At 71.1% G+C, this 22,921-nt stretch carries 13 protein-coding genes; 4 read left to right on the top strand and 9 right to left on the bottom strand.

The window, feature by feature from the left end; genetic code table 11:
- Nucleotides 1–21: 21 nt before the first annotated feature.
- The 5 genes from IE251_RS31895 to IE251_RS31875 all read right to left on the bottom strand — a co-directional run bounded on the left by IE251_RS31895 (nt 22) and on the right by IE251_RS31875 (nt 6,240).
- A complete protein-coding gene (locus tag IE251_RS31895) occupies nt 22–606 on the bottom strand; it encodes a TetR/AcrR family transcriptional regulator (RefSeq protein WP_189756434.1) in 585 nt (194 codons plus the stop codon).
- Nucleotides 607–655: 49 nt separating this feature from the next.
- The gene (gene nirD / locus IE251_RS31890; RefSeq protein WP_189756433.1) at nt 656–1,009 is read right to left on the bottom strand and encodes a nitrite reductase small subunit NirD; all 354 of its coding nucleotides are present in this window, start codon (nt 1,007–1,009) and stop codon (nt 656–658) included.
- Entirely contained in the window at nt 1,006–3,615 is a 2,610-nt protein-coding gene (gene nirB, locus IE251_RS31885) for a nitrite reductase large subunit NirB (RefSeq protein ID WP_189756432.1), read from the bottom strand. The genes nirD and nirB overlap by 4 nt, the downstream gene beginning before the upstream one ends.
- Complete coding sequence (locus tag IE251_RS31880) at nt 3,616–4,830, bottom strand: NAD(P)/FAD-dependent oxidoreductase (protein WP_189756431.1); 1,215 nt, start codon at nt 4,828–4,830, stop codon at nt 3,616–3,618.
- A gap of 504 nt (nt 4,831–5,334) precedes the next feature.
- Nucleotides 5,335–6,240 (bottom strand): NAD(P)-dependent oxidoreductase, encoded by a 906-nt coding sequence (locus IE251_RS31875; protein ID WP_189756430.1) that lies wholly within the window; start codon nt 6,238–6,240, stop codon nt 5,335–5,337.
- A gap of 99 nt (nt 6,241–6,339) precedes the next feature.
- Between IE251_RS31875 and IE251_RS31870 the strand changes: the two genes are divergently transcribed.
- Nucleotides 6,340–6,687 (top strand): winged helix-turn-helix transcriptional regulator, encoded by a 348-nt coding sequence (locus IE251_RS31870; RefSeq protein ID WP_189756429.1) that lies wholly within the window; start codon nt 6,340–6,342, stop codon nt 6,685–6,687.
- Between the two features lie 17 nt (nt 6,688–6,704).
- On the opposite strand, the gene IE251_RS31865 is transcribed toward IE251_RS31870, so the two are convergent.
- The 4 genes from IE251_RS31865 to IE251_RS31850 all read right to left on the bottom strand — a co-directional run bounded on the left by IE251_RS31865 (nt 6,705) and on the right by IE251_RS31850 (nt 14,371).
- Complete coding sequence (locus IE251_RS31865; RefSeq protein WP_189756428.1) at nt 6,705–7,418, bottom strand: class F sortase; 714 nt, start codon at nt 7,416–7,418, stop codon at nt 6,705–6,707.
- 123 nt (nt 7,419–7,541) lie between these two features.
- Nucleotides 7,542–8,087, bottom strand: coding sequence for a hypothetical protein (locus IE251_RS31860; RefSeq protein WP_189756427.1), 546 nt, complete (start codon nt 8,085–8,087; stop codon nt 7,542–7,544).
- A 324-nt stretch (nt 8,088–8,411) separates the two neighbouring features.
- Nucleotides 8,412–10,061: a M4 family metallopeptidase gene (locus IE251_RS31855; RefSeq protein WP_189756426.1), complete on the bottom strand. Its 1,650-nt coding sequence runs from the start codon at nt 10,059–10,061 to the stop codon at nt 8,412–8,414.
- Nucleotides 10,062–10,273: 212 nt separating this feature from the next.
- A complete protein-coding gene (locus IE251_RS31850; protein ID WP_229897023.1) occupies nt 10,274–14,371 on the bottom strand; it encodes a beta-sandwich domain-containing protein in 4,098 nt (1,365 codons plus the stop codon).
- Between the two features lie 405 nt (nt 14,372–14,776).
- Between IE251_RS31850 and IE251_RS41785 the strand changes: the two genes are divergently transcribed.
- The 3 genes from IE251_RS41785 (at nt 14,777) to IE251_RS31835 (ending at nt 22,913) form a co-directional block, all read left to right on the top strand.
- Complete coding sequence (locus IE251_RS41785) at nt 14,777–21,790, top strand: RHS repeat-associated core domain-containing protein (protein ID WP_268253351.1); 7,014 nt, start codon at nt 14,777–14,779, stop codon at nt 21,788–21,790.
- Between the two features lie 19 nt (nt 21,791–21,809).
- Nucleotides 21,810–22,247, top strand: a complete 438-nt coding sequence (locus IE251_RS31840; RefSeq protein ID WP_189756424.1) for a DUF4259 domain-containing protein — start codon at nt 21,810–21,812, stop codon at nt 22,245–22,247.
- Between the two features lie 420 nt (nt 22,248–22,667).
- On the top strand, nt 22,668–22,913 hold the full coding sequence (locus tag IE251_RS31835) for a hypothetical protein (protein WP_189756423.1): 246 nt from the start codon (nt 22,668–22,670) through the stop codon (nt 22,911–22,913).
- Nucleotides 22,914–22,921 lie beyond the last annotated feature (8 nt).

The raw sequence follows: 22,921 nt of genomic DNA, 5'->3' as shown, positions 1-22,921 counted from the left end.
GGCGCGTCCTCGGGTGCGGGGTCAGTCCAGCAGTGCCAGGGCCTGCTCCGCCGCGTCCCGCACCCGGGCCGGGTCCGCCGACGCCTTGCCGACCACCCTGAGCCCCTGGAGCAGCACGAACAGCGTCCGGGCGAGGGCCAGCGGATCGCGGTCCGCCGCCAGCTCGCCCTGCGCCCGGGCGCGCGCCAGGGCGGAGTGCAGCAGGGTCTCGACGGTGTCCCAGCTGTGCTCCACCCGGCGGGCGGCCTCCCGGTCGTGCGGGGCCAGTTCGACCGCCGTGTTCGTGACCAGGCAGCCCTGCTCCCGGGTGGCCGCGGCGGTGGCCTCGGCGGCGAACCGCCGGACCAGGCCGCGCACGGCCGGCAGCACCGGGCCGGGCGCGGACAGCTCGCGGACGAGCACCGGCTTCTGCGCCTGTCCGTAGCGGTCCAGCGCCCTCAGGTACAGCTCGTGCTTGCTGCCGAAGGTGGCGTACAGGCTCGCCTTGCCGATGCCCAGGTGCTCGACCAGGTCGGCCATCGAGGTGGCCTCGTAGCCGCGCCGCCAGAACAGCTCGAGCGCCGACTGGAGCGCGGCGTCCGGGTCGAATTCCTTGGTCCTGCCCATGCGCGGCAGCCTAGGGTTACTGAAACGATCAGTCAAGAAACCCTGGGTCTCACGACACCGTGCGCACCTCGTACACCGGGATCCGCACCGCCTCGTCGTCCAGGCAGACGCCGCTGACCAGGTCGAAGCGCTGCTTCAGCAGGGGGGAGGCCACGAAGGGGCGGCCCTGGTGGGTGCCGGTCAGACCGCGGGAGAGGACGGCCGCCCCGGTGAACGGGTCGCGGTTGTCCACGGCGTACAGCCGGTCCGCGCGGTCCCGGAAGAGGGCCGCCTGGCGGCCGTCCGGCAGCAGGGCCGCCACCCCCCGGCCGGGGACCAGCACGCTCAGGTCGCAGACCGTGAACCAGCCGTCCGCCAGCTGGAGCTGGACCTTCAGATCGGTCGTCTCAACTGCCAGGGTCATCGCTGGGCGCTTCCTTCCAGGACGTCGTCGGCGGGCCGCAGCCCGATGGTCAGCAGCGGCAGGTCGGGCTTGATCTGGTCGCGCTCGGGGACGAAGGAGACCACCGGGTCGGGAGTGTCCGGGGCGTTCACGAAGGACACGAACCGGGCCAGCTTCTCCGGGTCGCCCACCGTCTCCGCCCACTCGTCCCGGTAGTGCGCCACGTGCTCCCGCATCAGCCGTTCCAGCTCGTCGCAGATGCCGAGCGAGTCGTGCACCACCACGTCCCGTACGTGGTCCAGGCCGCCGGGGATGCGCTCCAGCCAGGTGGAGGTGCGCTCCAGCCGGTCGGCGGTGCGGATGTAGAACATCAGGAACCGGTCGATCAGCCGGACCAGTTCGGCGTCGGACAGGTCCTGGGCGAGCAGGTCGGCGTGGCGCGGGGTGGCGCCGCCGTTGCCGCCGACGTACAGGTTCCAGCCGTTGGCCGTGGCGATCACCCCGAAGTCCTTCGACTGGGCCTCCGCGCACTCGCGCTGGCAGCCGGAGACCGCCGACTTCAGCTTGTGCGGGGACCTCAGACCGCGGTAGCGCAGCTCCAGGTCGATCGCCATCCGCACCGAGTCCTGCACGCCGTAGCGGCACCAGGTGGAGCCCACACAGGACTTCACCGTGCGCAGCGCCTTGCCGTAGGCGTGCCCGGACTCGAAGCCGGCGTCCACCAGCCGGGCCCAGATCAGCGGCAGTTGCTCCACCCGGGCGCCGAACATGTCGATCCGCTGCCCGCCGGTGATCTTCGTGTAGAGGCCGAAGTCCCGGGCGATCTCGCCGATCACGATCAGCTTCTCGGGCGCGATCTCCCCGCCGGGGATGCGCGGCACGACCGAGTACGAGCCGTTCTTCTGGAGGTTGGCCAGGAAGTGGTCGTTGGTGTCCTGCAGCGCGGCCTGCTCGCCGTCCAGGACATAGCCGCTCGCGCCGATGGAGGGGGCGAGGGAGGCGATGATCGAGCCGACCGTCGGCTTGCACACCTCGCAGCCCTCCCCGCCCCGGGCGCCCTCGCGGCCGAAGCGGTCCAGCAGCTCCCGGTACGAGGTGACGCGCAGCGCGAGGACGATCTCGTACAGCTCCTCGCGGGTCTGGGCGAAGCAGCCGCACAGCCCCTTGTCGACCTCGACGCCGGACGCCTCCAGCTCGGCGGTGACCAGCTGGCCCAGCACCTTCACACAACTGCCGCACCCGGTACCGGCCTTGGTGCACTTCTTCACCTCGGGCACGGTGGTGCAGCCGTGCTCGGTGACCGCGCCGCGGATGGTGCCCTTGCTGACGTTGTGGCAGGAGCAGATGATCGCGTCGTCCGGCAGCGCGGACGGCCCGAGCTGGGCCCCCGAGCCGGCTCCGGCGGGCAGGACGAGCGACTCGGGGGAGATGGGGGGCACCGAGCCGGTGAGCGCGCGCAGGGTGCCGTACGCCTCCGCGTCACCGACCAGGATGCCGCCGAGCAGGGTGCCGTCCGCGCCGATGACCAGCTTCTTGTACAGGCCCGCGCGCGAGTCGGAGTAGACGACGTCCAGGCAGTCCTCGGCGGTGCCGTGCGCGTCGCCGAAGGAGGCGACGTCCACGCCGAGCAGCTTCAGCTTCGTGGACAGGTCGGCGCCGGTGAAGGCGGCCTCGTCGCGGGCGATGGTGGCGGCGGCCGTCTCGGCCTGCTCGTAGCCCGGCGCCACCAGGCCGTACACCCGGCCGTCGGCGGCCAGCGCGCACTCGCCGATCGCGAAGACGTGCGGGTCGGACACCGTCCGGCACCGCTCGTCCACCGCGATGCCGCCGCGCTCGCCGACCGTCAGGCCCGCGTCCCGGGCGAGCTGGTCGCGGGGGCGGACACCGGCGCTGAACACCACCATGTCGGCCGCGAGTTCGGAGCCGTCGGACAGCTTCATCCCGGTCACGGCACCCTCGGAGTCCGTCACGATCTCCTGGGTGCCCACGCCGGTGTGGACCGTCAGGCCCATCCGCTCGATGGTGCGCAGCAGGGCCGCGCCGCCGCCCTCGTCCACCTGCACCGGCATCAGGCGCGGCGCGAACTCCACGATGTGCGTGTTCAGTCCGAGCCCCTTGAGCGCGCCGGCGGCCTCCAGGCCGAGCAGCCCGCCGCCGACCACGGCACCCGTCGTCGCCCGGGACTTCGCGTACTCCTCGATGGCGAGCAGGTCCTCGATGGTGCGGTAGACGAAACAGCCGGTGGCGTCCTTGTTCGGCACCGGCGGCACGAAGGGGTAGGAGCCGGTGGCCAGGACGAGGACGTCGTAGTCCACGACCAGGCCCGAGCGGGCCGTCACCTTCCGTGCCTCGCGGTCGATCGACTCGGCCGGGTCGCCGATGTGCAGCTCGATGCCGTGGTCCTTGATGAACTCCCGGTCGGTCAGGGAGAGATCCTCGGGCGTACGGCCCGAGAAGTACGAGGTGAGCTGCACGCGGTCGTACGCCGGGCGCGGCTCCTCGCACAGCACGACCACGCGGTGCGTGGCGGTCAGGCCGCGCTCGGCCAGTGCTTCGAGGAAGCGCTGGCCGACCATGCCGTGGCCGACGAGCACGATCGTGGGGGTGGCCCCCGGGGTGGCGGTCATTCAGGAGCCTCCATCGTTGGTGAGCAGGTGCAGCAGGGGCCCGTCGTCGGGGAGCGGCTCCGCTCCCTCCCAGGCCCGGGCGAGCGCGCCCACGGTGCCGAGTTCGCCGACGAGGACCCCGCCGACCAGGCGGTCGTCGCGGACGACGACCTTGCGGTAGGTGCCCCGGGTGGCGTCGGCGATCCGCACCACGTCGTCGCCGGGGCGCGCCTCGGTCTCGCCGAACGCGGCGAGGTCGAAGGGGGAGCCGGGACCGGTCAGGGTCAGCCGGGTCAGGGAACGGGTCCCGCGGTAGCGCGCGCCGACGTCGCCCGCGAGCAACTCGGCGAGCGCCTCGGCCTGTTCGAGGGCCGGGGCGGCCAGGCCGTAGACCGTGCCGTCGTGCTGGGCGCAGTCGCCGACGGCGTGGATGAACGGGTCGGAGGTGCGCAGCTCGTCGTCCACCAGGACGCCCTTGCGCACGGCGAGGCCCGCCTGTTCGGCCAGGCCCGTACGGGGACGTACCCCGCAGGCGAGGACGACGAGGTCGGCGTCGAGGGCGTAGCCGTCGGCCAGCTCCACCGAGCGGACCGCGCCGGCCACGCAGCGCACGTCCCGCACCCGGCACTCGGTGTGCACCTCCACGCCCAGGTCGGTGAGGTGGCGCAGCACCAGCCGGGAGGCGTCCGGGTCGAGCTGGCGCTCCATGAGCCGCTCGGCCTGCTGGGCGAGGACCACCTGGGCGCCGCGCACGGCCAGCGCGCGGGCCGCGGAGACGCCGAGCAGGCCGCCGCCGATGACGACCGCGCGGATCCCCGGCCGCACCGCCTTGGTGAGGCCCAGACAGTCGTCCAGGGTGCGGAAGGCGTGGACGCCCTCGGGGAGCCGCCGGTCGGGCGTGAACAGGCCGCGCAGCGGGGGCAGCACCGGGTTGGAGCCGGTGGCCAGGACCAGCGTGTCGTAGGCGATCGACATGCCGTCGGCGCAGGAGACGGTACGGGCGGCCCGGTCGATGCCGGTGACGCGGGCGCGCAGCAGGCCGGTCGGCGGCGGGAGGGCGATCACCTCCGGCGCGTACCGGCCGGCCAGCACCTCGGCGAGCAGCACCCGATTGTACGGCGCGTGCTCCTCGTCGCCGACGAGCAGCGCGGGCGTGCCCAGCTCGCCGAGCCGCCGGGCGAGCCGTACGCCCGCGAGGCCGGCGCCGATCACCACCACACGCGTATTCGAGGTCATGCACTTGAGCGTGCGGGCCCGACGTTACCCGGCGGCATCACATCTGTTTCCCGGGCGGAACGCTGCCCTCAGCGGGGCGGGGTGGGGGGTGTGAGGGGGCTGGGCGGGTGCGGGGGTGGGGTGTGAGGGGGCGTGTCGGGGTGGGGAGGGTGTTGAGGGGGTGCGCGTCCGTGCGGGGGGTGCGGAGGGGACGGCGGACGCGGGGTCCCAGGGGCGGGCGCGGGCTTCCCGCCGCGGTCACCGGAGCCTGGGGTCCGGGCCCTCACCGGTCGCCGGGTCTTGGCCAGCTGGCGGGCTCGGTGGGGGGCCGGGCCCCGTAGGGCCGCAGGGCCTCGGATGTTCGGCGTTCCGCCGGGGCGGCGGCCCTCGGCGGGGCACCGGGCCCGGCGGCACCGGGCTCTGGCGGGTCACCGGCCCTGGGGGGCGGGCTCTGGCGGGTCGCTGGCCCCGGTGGGCGGGCTCTGGCGGGTCGCCGGGCCCGGCGGGGCTCCGGGCCCCCGCTCGTCACCGGGCCGTGGCCGGGCGGCGGGTGCTCAGCAGGTCCACCAGGCCCGTGGTGTCCTCCGTGCCGTGGCCGTCGGCCAGGCGGCGGTGCATGAGGTCGAAGAAGGGGGTGATCAGTTCCGGGCTCACCCCCTGTTCCCCGGCCGTGCGCAGCAGGGTGCCGGTGCCCGCGACCTGCATCGCGAGGTTGGAGACGACATCGGAGGTGTAGTCGCCGGACGCCAGCCGGCCGGCCATGCCGTGCGCCTGGCCGGCCATCGCGGACAGCCAGGACACCAGCAGCGGGGCGAACTCCTCGGGCGCCACGTCCGTGTCCCGCACCAGCGCGAAGGCGCTCGTGATCCCCGCGAACATGCCGTACATGCCGGTCAGCAGCGCCACGTCGTGCAGCGCGGCGAGCCCGGGGTCGGCGCCGACGTACTCGGTGCCGGCCGGGACCGCGAGGGTGTCCCGGTGCTCCTCGAACACCTTGGGGTCACCGCTGTAGAACACGAAGGCGCCGGGCGTGCCGATCATCGGCGGTACGGCCATGATCCCGCCGTCCAGCAGCCGGGCGCCCCGCTCCGCGGCCCAGGCGGCACGGCCACGGGCGTCGGCGGGGGTGCCGGTGGTGAGGTTCACCAGGTCCCGGCCGGCCAGGTCGGCACCGTCCAGGGCGGCGCCCACCGAGGCGTCGTCCAGCAGGCAGGCCACGACGAGCCGGTTCGCGGCCACGGCCGCCGCCGCGCTGTCGGCGGCCACCGCGCCCTCGGCGGTCAGCGCGGCCGTCCGCTCCGGGGTGCGGTTCCAGACGGTCAGGGGGTGCCCGGCGGCGAGCCAGGCCCGGCCGAGCGCGGTGCCCATGGCACCGGTGCCGAGCAGGGTGAGGGGGGTACGGGGGCCGGAGGAAGGGGAGTTGTCGGTCATGACGGCTAGGCTCCCCTCGGAGAGCCACCGAGCGTAAGTACGTACTTCGGAGTGGGTGGTTACCCGCGGGAAAGCCTGCGGGTCGGAAGGGGGAACGGCATGCCGGTGGGACGACGGCCGGGGGCGTACGTCTGCGGCACCGACGCGGCGATGGACATCATCGACGGCAAGTGGAAGGTGTCGATCCTGTGGGCGCTGGGGGAGGGGGGCGCCCGGCGGTTCGGGGAACTGCGCCGGCTGCTGCCGGGCGTCACGGAGAAGGTGCTCGCCGCGCAGCTGCGCGAGCTGGAGGCCGACGGGATCGTGCACCGCGAGGACTACGCGGAGGTGCCGCCCCGCGTCGAGTACTCGCTGACCGGGATCGGCCACCAGCTGAACGAGGCGCTGGCCCCGCTGGGCGTGTGGGGGAAGAGACATGTCCTGGGCGTGGAACCGGCGGCGCGCTGAGGGCACGCGGAGTGCGGTCAGCGGCTCCCCGTCAGGTGCGCGAACACCACCACGTTGCCCTGGTAACCGGTGGTCTTCGAGTAGCCGCCGCCGCAGGTGATGACGCGGAGTTCGGGGCGGGGGGCGGCGCCGTACACCTTGTCGTCGGGGAAGTCGCGGGCCGAGTACACCTCCACCGCGTCCACGGTGAACAGCGCCACGGTGCCGTCCCGGCGGTCCACCTCGACGCGGTCGCCCCGCTTGAGCGCGCCGAGGCGGTAGAAGACGGCGGGGCCGTCGGCGTTGTCGACATGGCCGGCGACGATCGCGGTGCCCGTCTCCCCGGGCGTGGTCCCGGCCTCGTACCAGCCGGCCAGGTTCTGCTCCTCGGCGGGCGGGGCGTCCAGGCTGCCGGAGGGGGTGAGGGCCAGGCCGGTCAGGGGCGCGTCCACGCGGATCGCGGGGATGCGGACGCGCAGGGGCGGCGAGGGCGCGAGGGCGGGGGCCGCGTTCCGCTCACCGCCGGGCTCGGTCCGGCCCTCGGCGGCCGTCGGCTGCGGCGGGGTGCGCGGGCCGGTGCCGGCCAGCAGCCATACGCCCGAGCCGAGGGCCACCACGGTGACGGCGGCTATGAGGGCGTCCGCGAGGCGGGCGCGGCGCCCGCGCCCATACCCGTGCCCGCGCCCATGCCCGTGACCATGTCCAGCCCCACGCCCGGCTGTTGCGGCGCCCTTGGCCGACCCAGCACGCATGCGCGACCCCTCTCCCTCGGACGGCCCCCTGTCGGATGCCCGCCCCCTCCGGGCCGCGAGGGGCGTCGGACCCGGAGGGGGCGGGATGTGCGGTACCGGTGGACGGACAGCGGAGGGTGTCCGTCAGATCCCGTCGCCTCTCGCCCGGCGATGCAGGAGCCAGGTACCGCCCGCGGCGGCGACGGCCAGTGCCGCCACACCCGCCGTGGTCTGTACGGGGTCGCGGCTCAGCCCGCCGCCGACCCCTGTCTTCACGCTTCCCCGCGGCTGCACCTGCCCGTGCGCCGCGCTGAGCGCCACCACCAGGTCGCCCGCCACCTGCCGGTCCCCCTCGGCGCACCGGGCGAGGATCTCGTACGTGCCCGGCTGGGCGCTCGGCGGCACCCGGAACCGGCCGGACACCCGCCCTTCGCCGGTGCCGGGCGCCAGCGGGAAGGTGCCGGCGCCGACCGCGCCCGCGTCCCCGGTCGCGGCGCCCGGGGAGCCGCACGCGGCCGTGCTCACGGTGACCTCGTCGCCGGGCGTCACGGTGGCCGGCCGGACCTCCAGCCGGCCGGACGGGGCGGCCGTGAGCGGTGCCGCCGGGTCCGTGGCCGCCACCGCGTGGGCGGGTGCCGTGGCGGCCACGGCGAGCGCGGTACCGGCCAGGAGACGGGCAGTGCGTCGCATGGTGCTCCCCAGAGCTTGTCCGACTCGTCCAGGGGTGCGCCCCTGCCCTTCCGAGATAAGTGGCTCGGCGGCCGGCCCGCTTGCTGAGTGGCCGTCAGGAATGCGGTGAACGGGTGGCGGCCCGGCCACCCGCCCGGGTGAGCGTGTGCGGCGTTCCGGCAGGTCAGGCGTGGGAGCGGGACAGCCGGGAGGGAGAAGTATGAAAAGAACACGAATGGAGCGGCGGCGCCGGTGAACGGGTGACACGACGTCAGCGCGTCCACCCCGGCGCACACCGGGGCCGGTGCCCGAGCGGACACCGGCCCCGGAAACGTACGGCGGAGGTCAGCTGACGTTGACCGCGCTCCAGGCCGCGGCCACGGCGTTGTACTCCGTGCTGCCGGCGCCGTAGAGGTCCTTCGCCGCGTTCAGGGTCGCCGTGCGGGCACCCTTGTAGTTGGTCGAGGACGTCATGTAGACCGTCAGCGCCCGGTACCAGATCTTGCCGACCTTGTCCCGGCCGATGCCGGTGACGGCGGAGCCGTTGTAGGTCGGCGAGTCGTAGGCGACGCCGTTGATGGTCTTCGCGCCGCTGCCCTCGGCGAGCAGGTAGGCGAAGTGGTTGGCGACGCCGGAGGAGTAGTGGACGTCGAGGTTGCCGACCGACGAGCTCCAGTAGTCGGCCGAACTGCCGTCCCTGGAGGGCTTGTCCATGAAGCGCAGCGCCGCCTTGCCGAAGCCGGGCTTCACGATCTTCTCGCCGATGAGGTAGTCACCGGCGTCGGAGGGGTTGTCCGCGTACCACTCCACCATCGTGCCGAGGATGTCGGAGGTGGCCTCGTTCAGCCCGCCGGACTCGCCCGAGTAGGTCAGCGCGGCCGTCTTCGAGGTCACCCCGTGGGACATCTCGTGCCCGGCGACGTCGAGGGCGACCAGCGGCCCGAAGGTGGTCCCGTCGCCGTCACCGTAGGTCATGCAGAAGCAACTGTCGTCCCAGAAGGCGTTGTTGTAGTTGGTGCCGTAGTGGACGCGGTTGTACGAGCCCTTGCCGTCCCCGGCGATGCCGGTGCGGCCGTGCACGTTCTTGTAGTAGTCCCAGGTCTCGTCGGTGCCGTACTGGGCGTCGACGGCGGCCGAGGCGCGGTCCGCCGTGGCGCCGGTGCCCCAGTGGTTGTCGGCGTCCGAGAACAGGGTCGCGGGGGCCCGGCTGAAGCAGATCCCGAAGATGCACAGGTCGGTCTTGTTCTCCGCGTCACCGGTGTAGGTGTTGCCCCGGGTCGGGTCCTTGAGCTGGTACGACGACCCGGACGAGGTGGTCTCCAGCGGCACGGTCCCGCTGTAGAGGGAGGCGCCGTCGCCGGTGGCGGTCTCGATGCTGTCCCAGGCGTCGATCCGGGCGCCGGTGCGGGCGTCGGTCAGCAGGGTCCGGGCGACCGGGTTGCCGAGCGAGTCCAGGCCGACGGCGGTGGTGCGCCAGGCCAGCCTGGGCGTGCCGTGCAGGGCGTCGACCACCAGTTGCGGCTTGGCCTTGGCCTGCTTCAGCGGCGTGCCCGGGTGGGCCGCGCGCAGGGCGTCGACCGCGAGACCGGCGGCCTTCGGGCCGGGGACCGCCGGGGTGACCGTGGGCACGGAGACGGTCTGCCGGGTGGCGCGGTCGGCGCCCCGGTAGGCGCCGCCCGGGGCCAGGTGGACGACGAAGTCGCCGCCGAGAACCGGGAGATGGCGGTAGGTGCGGTCGTAGCGGACGTGCTGGGTGCCGTCCTTGTCCACGATCACGTCCCGGACGCTGGTGCCCTGCGGGGCGGCGAGGCCCAGCGCGGAGGCGTGGGCCAGGAGTGCGGAGGCCGCGTTGTCGATCGCGGTGGCCCGGGTCGGTCCGCCCTCGGCGTGGGCGGCGGGGGAGAGGCCGACGGCCAGCAGGGTCGCGGTGGCGGCGGCGACACCGGCGGTGACCGTGCGGCGGGTTCCTCGGACATGCTGCCGTATCCGGCTCATCTGTCTCCTCGGGAAGGCGCCCGTCAGGCGGTGGGGGTGGCGCTGATTCCCGAGATTTAAATGGCCATGACATGTCATGTCCATAGGTGTCGTGGTGGAGCTTTGTGGATCTTCGGCGAGGGGTGTGGCGGGGTGGCGGGGGCGGGGAATCGCTTCCGTGCCCGCCGCCGGGCCGACGGACCCCACCGGTGTCCGTCGGCCCGGCGGCGGCCTCAGGCGTCCGGTCCGAGCGTGGTCAGGTCGATCGCGCCCGCGATGGCCCTGTACCCGTCGGCGGTGAGGTTGACGTGGTCGCCGGCGTCGTAGTCACCGGGGGCGGCACCGGAGTTGAGGACGAGGGGCGCCGGGTCCGCCGTGCTGGTGGAGTCGGGGACGGCGACGGCTGATTCGGCGTCCAGGCAGGTGACGGTGGGCGTGCTGAAGTCGGTCTGGTCGGTGATCCACGCATTGGCGGAGACGCGGTTGGCGTCCGTGGCGGCGGTGCAGGCGGCGTACCCGCGGCAGGGGGTGAGGGTCGTGATGACGACTTCGATGCCCCAGCCGCGCAGCTGGGCGAGCAGTTGGGCGTAGGCCCGGCTCAGCTCGGTGTCGTCGGTGCCGGCGACGATGTCCTTCAGGCCCTCGTCGACGATCGCGGTGGTGATGCCGGGAAGGGCGAGGACGTCCCGGTCCAGGCGGGTGAGCACGGCGGGTCCGCCCTGGCCCTGCTCGGTGGCGATGCGGTTGTTCTCGATGCCGGAGGCGACGACGCCGTAGTCGGGTACCTGCTCGTCGCTCCGCAGGGCGGCGGCGAGGGCGTCGGACACGCGGGGGGTGGTGAGTCCGGCCCTGGCGGTGCCGGCGAAAGGGTCGGTGAGGTTGTCTCCGAGGACGGCGATGGTGGGCTGGTTCGCCCCGGCGGTGACGTCGATGCCGGTCAGGATGTCGGTAAACTCGCCCCATTGCACGCCGGTGCCGGTGAAGGCGGTGGTGGCGGTGTCCGCGGTGTGGTCGCCGGAGCCCACGGCGCTGACGTACTGCACGGCGGCGCCGGCCCAGCTGTGCTGGACGAGGTAGGGCGTGTCGTTGGCGAGGTGGAGACTGATCATGATGCGTTTGCCGGGTGAGGCGTTGTAGGCGGTCGCGTCGCTGTAGACCTCGCCCCCGACCGGGATGGTCACTGTCCTGCTGCCGCCGTTGAAGGTGAGGTCGGCGGGTGTGGCGGTGGGGGCGGCCCCCGTGGACTGGGTGGCGATGGTGGTGTGGTCGATGGTCAGCGGGGTGCGGCCGAGGGCGTTGGACAGGCGGACACGGACGCTGGACCCGGCGACGCTCGGGTCGGCGGCGATGCGGAAGGTCTGGTTCTTGTAGTCGGTGCCCTCGTAGTTGAACGCGCCTTCGCTGGGGGAGCTCCATGCGCCGGTCCACTTCGCGCCGCCGGACGCGGTGGTGGTGTCACGCAGGGCCATGCCGAAGAGGTGCAGGCCGGGGATGTCCTGCCGGGCGGCGTTGCTGAGGTCGGGGAGGGTGACCGAGCTGAGGGACCTGTTGGGCTCGAGCGGGATGGCGAAGGCGTAGATGTTGGTGGAACGGGTCTCCTGGGTGCCGTTTGCGTGGTTGCGGTGGGGGAGGGTGACGGCGGCCAGGGCGTTGGAGCCGTAGACCCAGTCGGGAACGGTCAGGTGGTAGGCGGAGGTGCTGCCGTCGGCGTAGGTGAGCGAGCCGGTGGGGCCGCCGGCCCGGCAGTCCTCGTACTGTCCGTTGCCGAGGGTGCAGTCGGTGCCGCTGACCGGGGTGCCGTCGGGGACGGCGGGGCTGGAGTAGTCGTCCTCGGCGTGCTGGGAGCCGACGAAGCCGTAGGTGGAGAAGCCGAGGAAGACCAGGGCGCGTCCGCTGCCGCTCAGCTGGATGGTCTGGTTGGCGGCCAGCACGTTGTCACCCGTAGCGGAGGCGAAGGCGGGCAGGGTGAAGGCGGCGCCGTCCACGGTGATCCTGCCGCCGGGCTGCCAGCCGGCGGCCTTCAGGTCCTGCAGCGACATGGTCGCGCCGGAACCGTCGGCGTCGGCGGCCGCCTGATCGGCGTTGTCGGTGACGGCGGTGTTGTTGAACGCGTCCTTCAGGCTCGCGTAGGTCTTGCCGGTGTGGCCGAGGGCGGTGAACTGGTACTGCTGTTGGGCGGAGACGTTGCCGGCCGAGTCGACCGCGTAGACGTAGAGGGTGTGCGTCCCGGGTGCGGTGGGAGTGACGGAGATCGTCGCCTTGTTGCCGGAGGCGGTGACGACCTGCGAGGCGGGTGTGTTGGAGGTGGGCGGGCTGACGTCCAGGCGGTAGAGGAACTTGGTGGCGCTGTTGGTGCTGAGCGTGAAGTGGCCCGCGGTGCCGGCAGGGGTGACGCCGGGGGAGTCCTCGGGGTAGGTGCCGTCCGCGTCCGTGACGGCCGGCTCGGCCGGGGCTGTGAGATCGACGGTGAAGTGGCAGGTGGAGGAGGCGGCGCCGGTGTCCTTGCCGTCGCTCGCGGTGACGTTCCATCCCACGGTGTCACCGCTCTTCAGCCCGCTCATGAACGAGGAGGACAGCTGCTTGGGGGCGTTCTGGCCACTGGCGACGGTGGCGCTGGTGGTCGTGGTGGCGGTGCCGCTGCCGACCCAGTACTTGTAGGTCGCCGCCAGGGCGTCCTTGTCGCCGTCACTGACCACGGCGTTCAGCGTGGGCGGTGTGGTGACCAGTGTCTTGCCGATGACGGGGTAGGGGGCGGTGGTGCCGCAGCCGACCGAGTGCGTGCCGAACTTGGCGGCCAGGGCGCTGGGCTTGCCGGGGACGTGGTTGTACTCGATCGACATCGACGGGTTGTTCGCGAACCGCTTGAAGTAGTTGCCGTCGTCACTGCCTGTCCGGCTGTTGACCAGTGCGAAGGTCCAGCTGGAGTCCTTCGCGGCGGCCTTCTTGGCGATGGTGGAGGTGACGGAGAACCCGCCGGAGGGTTCGCTGCTGCAGGCGGGACCGAAGCTCTTGGCCGCCAGATAGGTCGACAGGGCGGGCTTGTTGTTCCAGGTGGTGCCCGAACCGATGGCGCCGGTGAGGTACAGCTTCACGTCGGAGGAGAGGCTGCAGCTCGCGGAGTAGTTCTCCTTGGCGTTGACCGTGGCGGAAACGATGTGGGTGCCCCAGACGGCGGAGGGGATGCCGAGCTGGAAGTAGGAGCGCTCGGCGCCGATGCAGCCCGACCAGCTGTTGTAGCCGACGCCGGGATCGCCGTACTGGGTGGAGTCGTAGTTCTTCGCGGTCGGGCAGCCCTGTTGGGTCTCGACGTAGTGCTGTTTGCCGCCGGTGGCGTAGTGAGGGTTCCAACTGGGGTCGATGTAGACCGGGTAGCGGGTGGCGGAGCCGGTGAGCAGTTCCTGGTCCGGTGTCAGGGAGAGCGTCGAGCCGGAGACGTCGTCGGAGACGCGGGCCACCTGGGCGCCGATGCCGGGAGCGGGTACGTCGTCCGGTCCGGAAGCGTCCGTGCTCGCGGACAGCGGTCGGGCGGTGGTGCCGCCGGAGGAATCCCACATCAGCGGTTGTGGCGCACTGAACATCACCTGTCCCGCCGGTGTGGCGGCCTGCAGATTGTCGTGGCCGTCGTCGGAGACGGTCACGCCGGTGGCGTGGGTGGTCAGCTTCAGGGTGGCCAGGGCCGGGTTGCCGGCCGCCTCGGCGGTCTTGACGACGATCAGTTCGGCGAAGCCGCCGAGAGTGTTGGCCGTCAGCCTCAGATCGACGCCTTCGAGTACGTCGGGGTAGGTGATCGTGGCTCCGGACACGGTGGGCGGGGGCAGGGTCTGGGGCCAGGAGAAGGCGAGCCGGGTACTGCCGCTCGTCATGGACGCCAGGGGGCCGCTGCCGCCGCCGGAGAAGGTCAGCGGTTCGGCGGACGCCCGGGGGCTGTAACTGCCGTCGTCGTTCTGCTTCAGAGTGGCGTCGACCGGCACCCATGAGCCGCCCTGGCGGACGCGCTCCGGCAGCAGGCTGGTGGTCCAGGTCACGGTGCCCGAAGGGTTGGCCTGCACCGTGGCGGTCTGCGTGGTCAGGGCTGCCACCCGGACGGGGCTGCCGGTGGCGGACGCCTCGCTCTGGGCCTGTGCCAGCGCCGTCTGCTGTTCCGCCGTCAGCCCGGAGTCGTCCGCGGGTCTGATGGTGCCGAGCGGGCCCTCGGGGTGGCTCTGCGGCAGCTCGGGCGCGGGGGTGGAGACCGGCGACCCACCACCGTTGTCGGCCGCGGCGGATACCACCGGCGTCAGGGACAGCGACAGCGCCCCGAGAACGGCCGTGACCAGGAGCCGGCCAGGCATTCGCGGTTTCCCTTTGGCAGGTCTATTCGTGCGGCGCGAGCGGAAAATGCCGGACATACGCCCCCCAGGTTGGCTTCCGGTGAGGAAAGAGCCGATAAGCGCGAGGAGGTTACCTGTGATTGCGTCAGGGCGACAAGCAATGGCTGAAATTCGATGCCGCTTTTTCCGCGGACAGACTGCATGGCCTATGCAGCATTTTGCCTCCACTGTGGACCGTTGGGCACCTTTTGGCCCGCTCCGACCTTCCCGTGGACCGAGCGAGGTGCGCATTACCTCTTCTTGGTGATTCGCGGGGTGAGTCATGGCGATCTCTATGTGTGATCGATGCCATGTGGGCTCTGTAAAAAGCGCTTTCCCTCTGGTCGAATATCCCCTCGGCAGTCGCGCCGAATTGGGGGGTTCAGAGTGCATCGAAACTCACTGTGGCGGCTTTACGGAAGAACCCTGAGGATCCGCAGAGTTCCCGGCCTGTGGATCGCCGTCGTCACCGCACTCGGGCTTCTGTCAGGTCTCGTCGCGCCCCAGGCCGCCCTCGCCGCCGGGCACCGTCCCGATTACCTCGTCAAGGTGGACAAGCAGCACTCGGTCCCGGTCCGGCCGGTCGAGGGCAAGCACGTCGCAGTGCCGCACATGCCCCGCTTCAGCCCCGGCACGGGACGGCGGACCTGGCCCGAGGCGGGCGCCGCCGACACCACGGTCCCCGCCCGCGGTGCCGGCACCCGGCACGCCGGCCACCTTCCCCTGTCCCTGACCGCGGCCAAGAGCGGGCACCTCGCCCCCTCGGGCACCCGACTGCGCCTGCGCATGCCGGGCCAGGAGGCCGCACAGCGACTCGGACTGCGGGGTGTCCTCTTCACCGTCCAGCCGAACGCCCCGGCCTCCGGTGGCAGCGCCCGCCTCGGCCTGGACTACTCGGCCTTCAAGGACGCCTACGGCGGCGACTGGGCCGCACGGCTGCGCCTGGTGCGGCTGCCGGCCTGCGCCCTGACCACGCCCGACAGGGCCGCCTGCCGCGCGCAGACCCCGCTCCCCTCCACCAACGACGTCAGGAGCCGGACGGTCTCCGCCGACCTGTCACTCCCGGCGGACCCCGTCGCCCACCAGGCCACGACGGCCCAGCCGATGGTTCTCGCGGCCGTGGCCGGCACCTCCGGCGGAGGCGGCACCTACGCGGCCACCTCGCTGTCCCCGTCCGGCCAGTGGTCGGCCGGAGGCTCCAGCGGTGCCTTCTCCTACTCGTACCCCCTCACGGTGCCGGACGTCCCCGGCAGCCTCACGCCGACCGTCTCCCTGAGCTACAACTCGCAGAGCGTGGACGGGCGCACCTCCTCCACCAACGCCCAGTCCTCCTGGATCGGTGACGGCTGGGACTACTCGCCCGGCTTCGTCGAGCGCAGCTACCCCGGCTGCTCAGACGACACGGCGAACGGCACGCCCAAGACCTCCGACGAGTGCTGGTCGGACACCGCCCAGACCCTCACCCTCTCCCTCAACGGATCGTCCAACACCCTCGTCCACGACGACAAGACGGGCACCTGGCACCCGCAGGACGACAACGGCGAGAAGATCGAGATCAAGACCGACACGGTCAACGACGACAACGACCACGAGTACTTCCTCGTCACCACCGCCGACGGCACCCGCTACTACTTCGGCCTGAACCGCCTTCCCGGCTGGGCCACCGGCAACGCCACCACCAACTCGGTGTTCACCGCGCCCGTCTACGGCAACGACACCGGCGAGCCGTGCCACGCCTCCACCTTCGCCGCCTCCTGGTGTCAGCAGGGCTACCGGTGGAACCTCGACTACGTCACCGATGCCCATGGCAACGCCATGAGCTACTGGTACACGCCGGAGACCGGATACTACGGCCGCGACGACACCACCACCGCCACGCCGTACACCCGCGGCGGCTACCTCGCCAAGATCCAGTACGGGCAACTGGCGGGCAAGGTCTACGACACCACGGCTCAGGCCGCCGCGCAGGTCTTCTTCGACACCGCCGAGCGCTGCCTGCCCGACTCCGGCTTCGACTGTGCCACCTCGAAGATGACGACGGCCAACGCCTCGCACTGGCCCGACGTGCCCGTGGACCAGACGTGCGCGTCGTCGGGCAGCTGCGCCAATCACGGCCCGGCGTTCTTCACCACCCGGCGCCTGACCGGCATCCGCACCCAGACCCTGGTCGGCACCGGCTACCAGAACGTCGACGCCTGGTCCCTGACCCACACCTTCCCCGCGACCGGAGACACCACCACACCCTCCCTGTGGCTGTCCTCCATCACCCACACCGGCATGGACGGCGGCAGTCTCGCCCTGCCTCCGGTCACGTTCGCCGGGCAGGCCCTCGCCAACCGGGTCGACGGCCTGGACGGCTACCAGCCGATCACCCGCTACCGGCTCACCACCATCACCACCGAGTCCGGCGAAGTGATCACCGCCAACTACTCCGGCCCCCAGTGCCACCGCGCGGGCACCACCGTGCTGCCGTCCAGCCAGGACGCCAACACCTTGCGCTGCTACCCGTCGTACTGGACCCCGCCCGGTCAGACGTCCCCGCAGCTGGACTGGTTCAACAAGTTCGTCGTCAACTCCGTGACCACCCAGGACCCGACCGCACAGGGACTGCCCGTCCAGACGTCCTACACCTACGTCGGCGACCCGGCCTGGCACTTCGACGACAACCCGCTCACCCAGGCCAAGTACCGCACCTGGAACCAGTGGCGCGGCTACGGCACGGTGGAAACGCGCACTGGCACGGCGCCGGAGAAGATCACGCTCTCGACGCAGACGTACTTCCGCGGCATGGACGGGGACAAGACCTCCTCCGGCACCCGCAGCGTCACCCTCGACGACCGCGCCGGCGACGATCCGCAGAAGGACTCGGACTGGCTGGCCGGCCAGGCCTTTGAGACCCTCGGCTTCAACGGCGACGGCGGCGCCCTCCTCTCCGACGAGATCAGCGACCCCTGGACCTCCCCGGCGACGGCGGCCCAGTCCCGTACCAAGGCGGGCCTCGACGACCTGGTCGCCCACCGCGTCAACGTCCGCCGCAGCCGGGCCGTCACCACCAAGGCGGACGGCACCCGGCGCACCACCGAGACCGACTACACCCTCGACGACGCCACCGGCCTCCCCACGTCCGTCGACGACCGTGGCGACACCGCCACCACCGCCGACGACAAGTGCACCCGCACCTGGTACGCCAAGGACGCCTCCGGCGCCACCCTGCCCGTCCCGCGCCGGGTCCAGCAGGTCGCCGTCGCCTGCTCCGCCACCCCGTCGTACCCGGACGACCTGATCAGCGACGACCTGACCTTCTTCGACAACGCCACCGACAACACCACCCCGCCCACCAAGGGCGACGTGACGATGGTGCAGAAGGCCGACTCCGTCTCCGGTGACGGCACCCCGCACTACATCACCGCGCTGAGGACGACCTACGACTCCTACGGCCGCGAACTCACCGAGACGGACGCCGACAACCACACCACCACCACGGTGTACACCCCCGCCACCGGCGCCGCCCCCACTTCCGTCAAGGTCACCCAGCCCAAGGTCACCGGGCAGACCGCCGGCTTCAGCACCACGACCACCCTCGACCCGGCCCGCGGTCTGGACCTGAAGACCACCGACGCGGCCGGCTACTCCACGACCAGCACCTACGACCCACTGGGCCGGCTCACCGCCGTATGGGACCCGGGGTTCCCCACCACCAACAACCCCAACACCAAGTACGGCTACAACCTCGCCCCCGGCGCCCCGTCGACGGTGACCACCCAGACCCTGCTCGACAACAACACCTACCGCACCTCCATCTCCCTCTACGACGCGATGCTGCGCCCGCGGGAGACACAGACCGCGACCGTGGACGGCGGACGGGTCATCTCCGACACCGTCTACGACAGCCACGGCTGGGCGGTGAGTTCGTCCGCCCCCTACTACAACAGCGGCGCCCCGTCCGCCACGCTGGTGGACGCGCCCGACAACCAGACCCCGTCCCAGACCGGCACGGTCTACGACGGCGCGGGCCGCGTCACCGCCTCCATCGCCTACCACTTCGCGTCGGAGACCTGGCGCTCCACAACCGCCTACCCCGGTTCCGACCGGGTCGACGTCACCCCGCCCCAGGGCGCGACTCCCACCACGGCCTACACCGACGCGCGCGGCCAGACCGCCAAACTGCTGCGCTACCACGGCGCCGCCCCCACCGGGACGGCGGACACCGTCACCTACTCCTACGATGCCGCCGGCCACCAGACCGGCCAAGACGACGGCCAGGGCCACACCTGGTCCAGCCACTACGACCTGCTGGGCCGCCGCACCTCCCAGACCGACCCCGACACCGGGTCCTCCAGCTCGACCTACGACAACGCCGGCCAACTGCTGACCATCACCGACAACCGCGGCAAGACGATCTCCTACAAGTACGACGAGATGGGCCGCAAGACCGCCGCGTACGACACCACCGGCGGCGCCGACCCGGCACCGGGCAACGAACTGGCCGCCTGGACCTACGACACGCTGAAAAAGGGAAAGCCCACTTCGTCCACCCGCTATGTCGACGGCGCCGGCGGTACCGCGTACACCAGCAAGGTCCTCGGCTACGACAGCCACGGCTGGGCGCAGGCCACCGAACTCGTCGTCCCGTCCTCCGAGGGCGCCCTCGCCGGCACCTACCTCCACCAGAACCACTACCGGCTCACCGGCACCGTCAGCAGCTACACCGACCAGGACCCCGCCACCGTCGCGCTGCCCGAGGAGACGGTCGCCTACACCTACGACGCCTACGACCGGCCCATCGGCGTCGGCAGCGGCACCGGCGGCTGGTCCTACGTCAGCGGCCTGATGTACACGGAGTTCGACGAACCGCAGCAGTTCACCTACGGCACGTCCGGCAACTTCGCCCAGCAGACCCTCGATTACGACGACCAGACCCACCGCCTGACGGGGTCCACCATCGTCACCGAGTCCGGCCGTGCGATCGCCGACCGGACGACGTACACCTACCAGCCCTCCGGCAACGTCACCAGGATCACCGACAAGCTGGAGACCGGGCAGACCGACACCCAGTGCTTCGGCTACGACTGGGCACAGCGCCTGAAGGCGGCCTGGACGGCCACCGACGACTGCGCCGCCACCCCCGCGCCCGGCACCTCCACCACCGTAGGCGGCCCCTCCCCGTACTGGCAGAGCTGGACCTACGACGGCACGGGCGCCCGCCGGACCCAGGTCGACCACGACCCGTCCGGAGACACCTCGCACGACACCACGGCCACCTACACCCCCTTCGCGACCCCGGGCACGGGCCGTCCGGCCCACGCGGTCGCCCAGGTCGACAGGACCACCCCGGCGGACCCGACCGCCGGCACCACCAGCACCTACACCTACGACGAGGACGGCAACGTCCGCACCCGCACCACCCGCGCGGGCACCGACACCTTCACCTACGACGACGAGGGCCACCTCGCCGAACTGTCCTCCACCGGCAGTGCGGGCGACACGACGTACCTGTACGGCGCCGACGGGAGCCTGCTGATCCGCCGCAGCCCCGGCGCGACCACCCTGTACACCGGCGACGAGGAGATCACCCTCAAGAAGGGCGCCACGAACGCCGACGGCGTGCGCTACATCGGCCTGGCCGGCCAGACCGTGGCCACGCACTCCTCCGACGGTCACTTCACCTACCTGATCCCCGACCGCCAGGGCACCGGCACCCTCGCCATCGACGCCCAGACCCAGGCCGTCACCCGCCGCCAGTACAAACCCTTCGGCGAGCGACGCGACCAGACCGGCACCTGGACGGCGGGCCAGCGCGGCTACGTCGGCGGCACCCAGGACGACAACACCGGCCTGACCAACCTCGGCGCCCGCGAGTACGACCCGTCCATCGGCCGCTTCCTCGTCCCCGACCCCCTGCTCGACACCGGCGACCCGCAGTCGTGGAACGCCTACGACTACGCCGACGACACTCCCGTCACCAGCTCCGACCCCTCCGGCCTGTGCATGGCCGACCAGTGCGGCGTCGGCTACCCCATCGGCGGCACCGGCAGCAGCCCCAGCAACCCCAAGCGCTACGTCGACACCGGCCCCGTCGACCCCATGGGCAGCTCCGCGGGCGGCAACCAGGCCTACTGCCACCACGGCTCCTGCACCGACGGTCACCGCCTCGGCGCGGGCGGGGGAGTGCACGGCGGCAACATCAGCTCCAAGACCTACGACCGGCAGGCCGAATCCCGGGCCCTGGCACGGGCCAAGGCCACCGCGCAGGCGTCGACCGCCGCCGCGAAGAAGCAGGCCTCCGGCCTCAAACAGCACCTGGTCAATCTCGTCGCCGACGTCATCGGCCTCACCGACGCCTACAACTGTTTCACCAAGGGCGACGTCATGGGCTGCCTCAACACCGCCCTGACCTCGGTGCCCTGGGGCAAGGCATTCAAGGCCATCAAGGTCGGTATCGAAGCCTTCAAGGTCTGGAGAGCGCTCGACCGCGCCTACACCGCCGTCAAGGACGCCGAGGAAGCGGAGAAGGTCGTCGACGGCATGCTGGACGCCGAGCGCGCGCTCGACGAGATCAGAGAAGCCGAGAGCGCCGGCACGGCAGCGGCGAGCTGCGCGGTGCACAGCTTCGTGGCCGGCACACCGGTCCGGCTCGCCGACGGCTCCTCCACACCCATCAGCCAGATCAAGACGGGCGACACGGTGCTGGCCACCGACCCACAGACCGGCGTCACCGCGCCGGAAAAGGTCCAGCGGCTGATCGTCACCCACACGGACCGGGACTTCACCACCCTCACCCTGGACACCACCCCGGTCCGCGGCCCGCCCCGCACCACCAAGTCCGAGACCCTCACCACCACCTGGCACCACCCCTTCTGGGACACCACCCACCACCGCTGGACCGACGCCCACGACCTCACCCCCGGCACCCGCCTCCGCGGCCCCGACGGCACGACGGTCACCGTCAAGACGGTCCACAACTTCCACCAGCGCCAAACGACTTACGACCTCACCGTCGGCACATTGCATACGTACTATGTGCTGGCGGGCGCCACGCCGATCCTGGTCCACAACTGTGGGACAGCGGCGCTCCCGGGAACCCGGTTCGACGTGCCTGCGCAGCCGGGCATCTACACCATCCACCTGAATGACGGAACGAAGTACGTAGGAAGCTCTACTTCAAGCATCAGAGAGCGAGTGAATAAGTCGATGCGGTCGAAGCATGCCGTCCGTAAGGCTGGTTATGCGGCCGACGACGTGGTGAATGTTACCTATTTCACTCTGGCTAACGGTGCGAGTAAAACAGCGATTCGCCGTATGGAGCAGACGATGATGGAAGGGGTAAAGGCGAGGGGTGGGACTCTCTTGAACCGAAGAGACCCAGAGATCGAAGTTCCATTCGGTGGATACCTGCCGTAAGTCTCGACTGGAGTGTGTGATGGGCACCTGGGGAACAGGACCGTTCGACAGCGACTCCGCTGAGGACTTCCTCGATGAGCTGGAGAAACAGCCTGTATCGCGGCGACTGGCGGTCGTCGAGAGTACATTCCGTTCCGCCATCGAGGCGGGGAGTAGGTCAAATCCCTCTGTGCTTCCTGAGGAAGTAATGGCGGCTGCTGGTGTGGTCGCGGCCAATGTCCCAGCGGGGAGTTTCTTGGCTTGGAACGAGGACTACCCGAGCATTACAGAATGGCTGGCGAAACCGATTGCGCCCGCCCTCGCCTCGGCTGCGATTCAGGCGCTGGAAGTTGCGTTGCCCGCAGATGGATGGTTCTGGACGAGCTGGGTCGACGCTAGCGAGAGGGAAGAGGCACAGGCTGCGATTGACAGTCTGAGGTCTGTATTGCGTCCCGTCAGTGAAGGTGAGTCTCGGTAGTCCTCTGATCGATGTCGCCCACGAGACGGGTCTCTACCGCAGGTTCTATCAGGGGGAGGCGGCACGTGAGGCACCAAATAGGCGGAGATGTGCGGTGGCGGGCAGACTTCCCTGCTCAGGTGTTGCCGGGCATACGCGGATGCCATGTGGGTGGGTCGGTGAATTACGGGGGTGGCGGTGTCTGGTTGGCTGGCGCTTTTCGCGGAAGTGGATACGGCCAAGCGCAGGCTGGCAGTCAGTGACCGAGACCCGTGTGCGCCGGAGCAGAAAAGGTCGGCAGTGGTCATCTGGCTTGCGGGAGGGGAAGTCGAGAGATGTCGAACCTTCTCCGAGTTCTTCCGAGGGATGATCGCCGAGAATAATGCAGAGGCGGAATCTCTGGGATGACGCGCCGAATGGCTGTTGCGGAGGATGGGTTCCTTGGCGGATCTCGAGCTGCTCATGGACGAGCTGGGAAGAGCCGGTGTCACGGTTCTTGTCAAGGTTGATCATGAGCGTATGCAAACTGGAATCAAACCTTGGACGATGGTGATGTCAGGTCCGGGTTTAGGTGAACGTCAGCATATCCGTACAGACGCCCGCGATCTTCAGCTTTGTCTGCGGTACTGCCTTCGGGAGCTGAGCAAGTGTCCCGGTGACTGGGAATGGCTGGAGCTTTATTTGTAGGCAGGGGT

The organism is Streptomyces eurythermus, from assembly GCF_014649115.1.
GTDB lineage: Bacteria > Actinomycetota > Actinomycetes > Streptomycetales > Streptomycetaceae > Streptomyces > Streptomyces eurythermus.
Note: the sequence above shows the minus strand (reverse complement) of the source record. Positions and strands in the feature narration are given on the sequence as shown.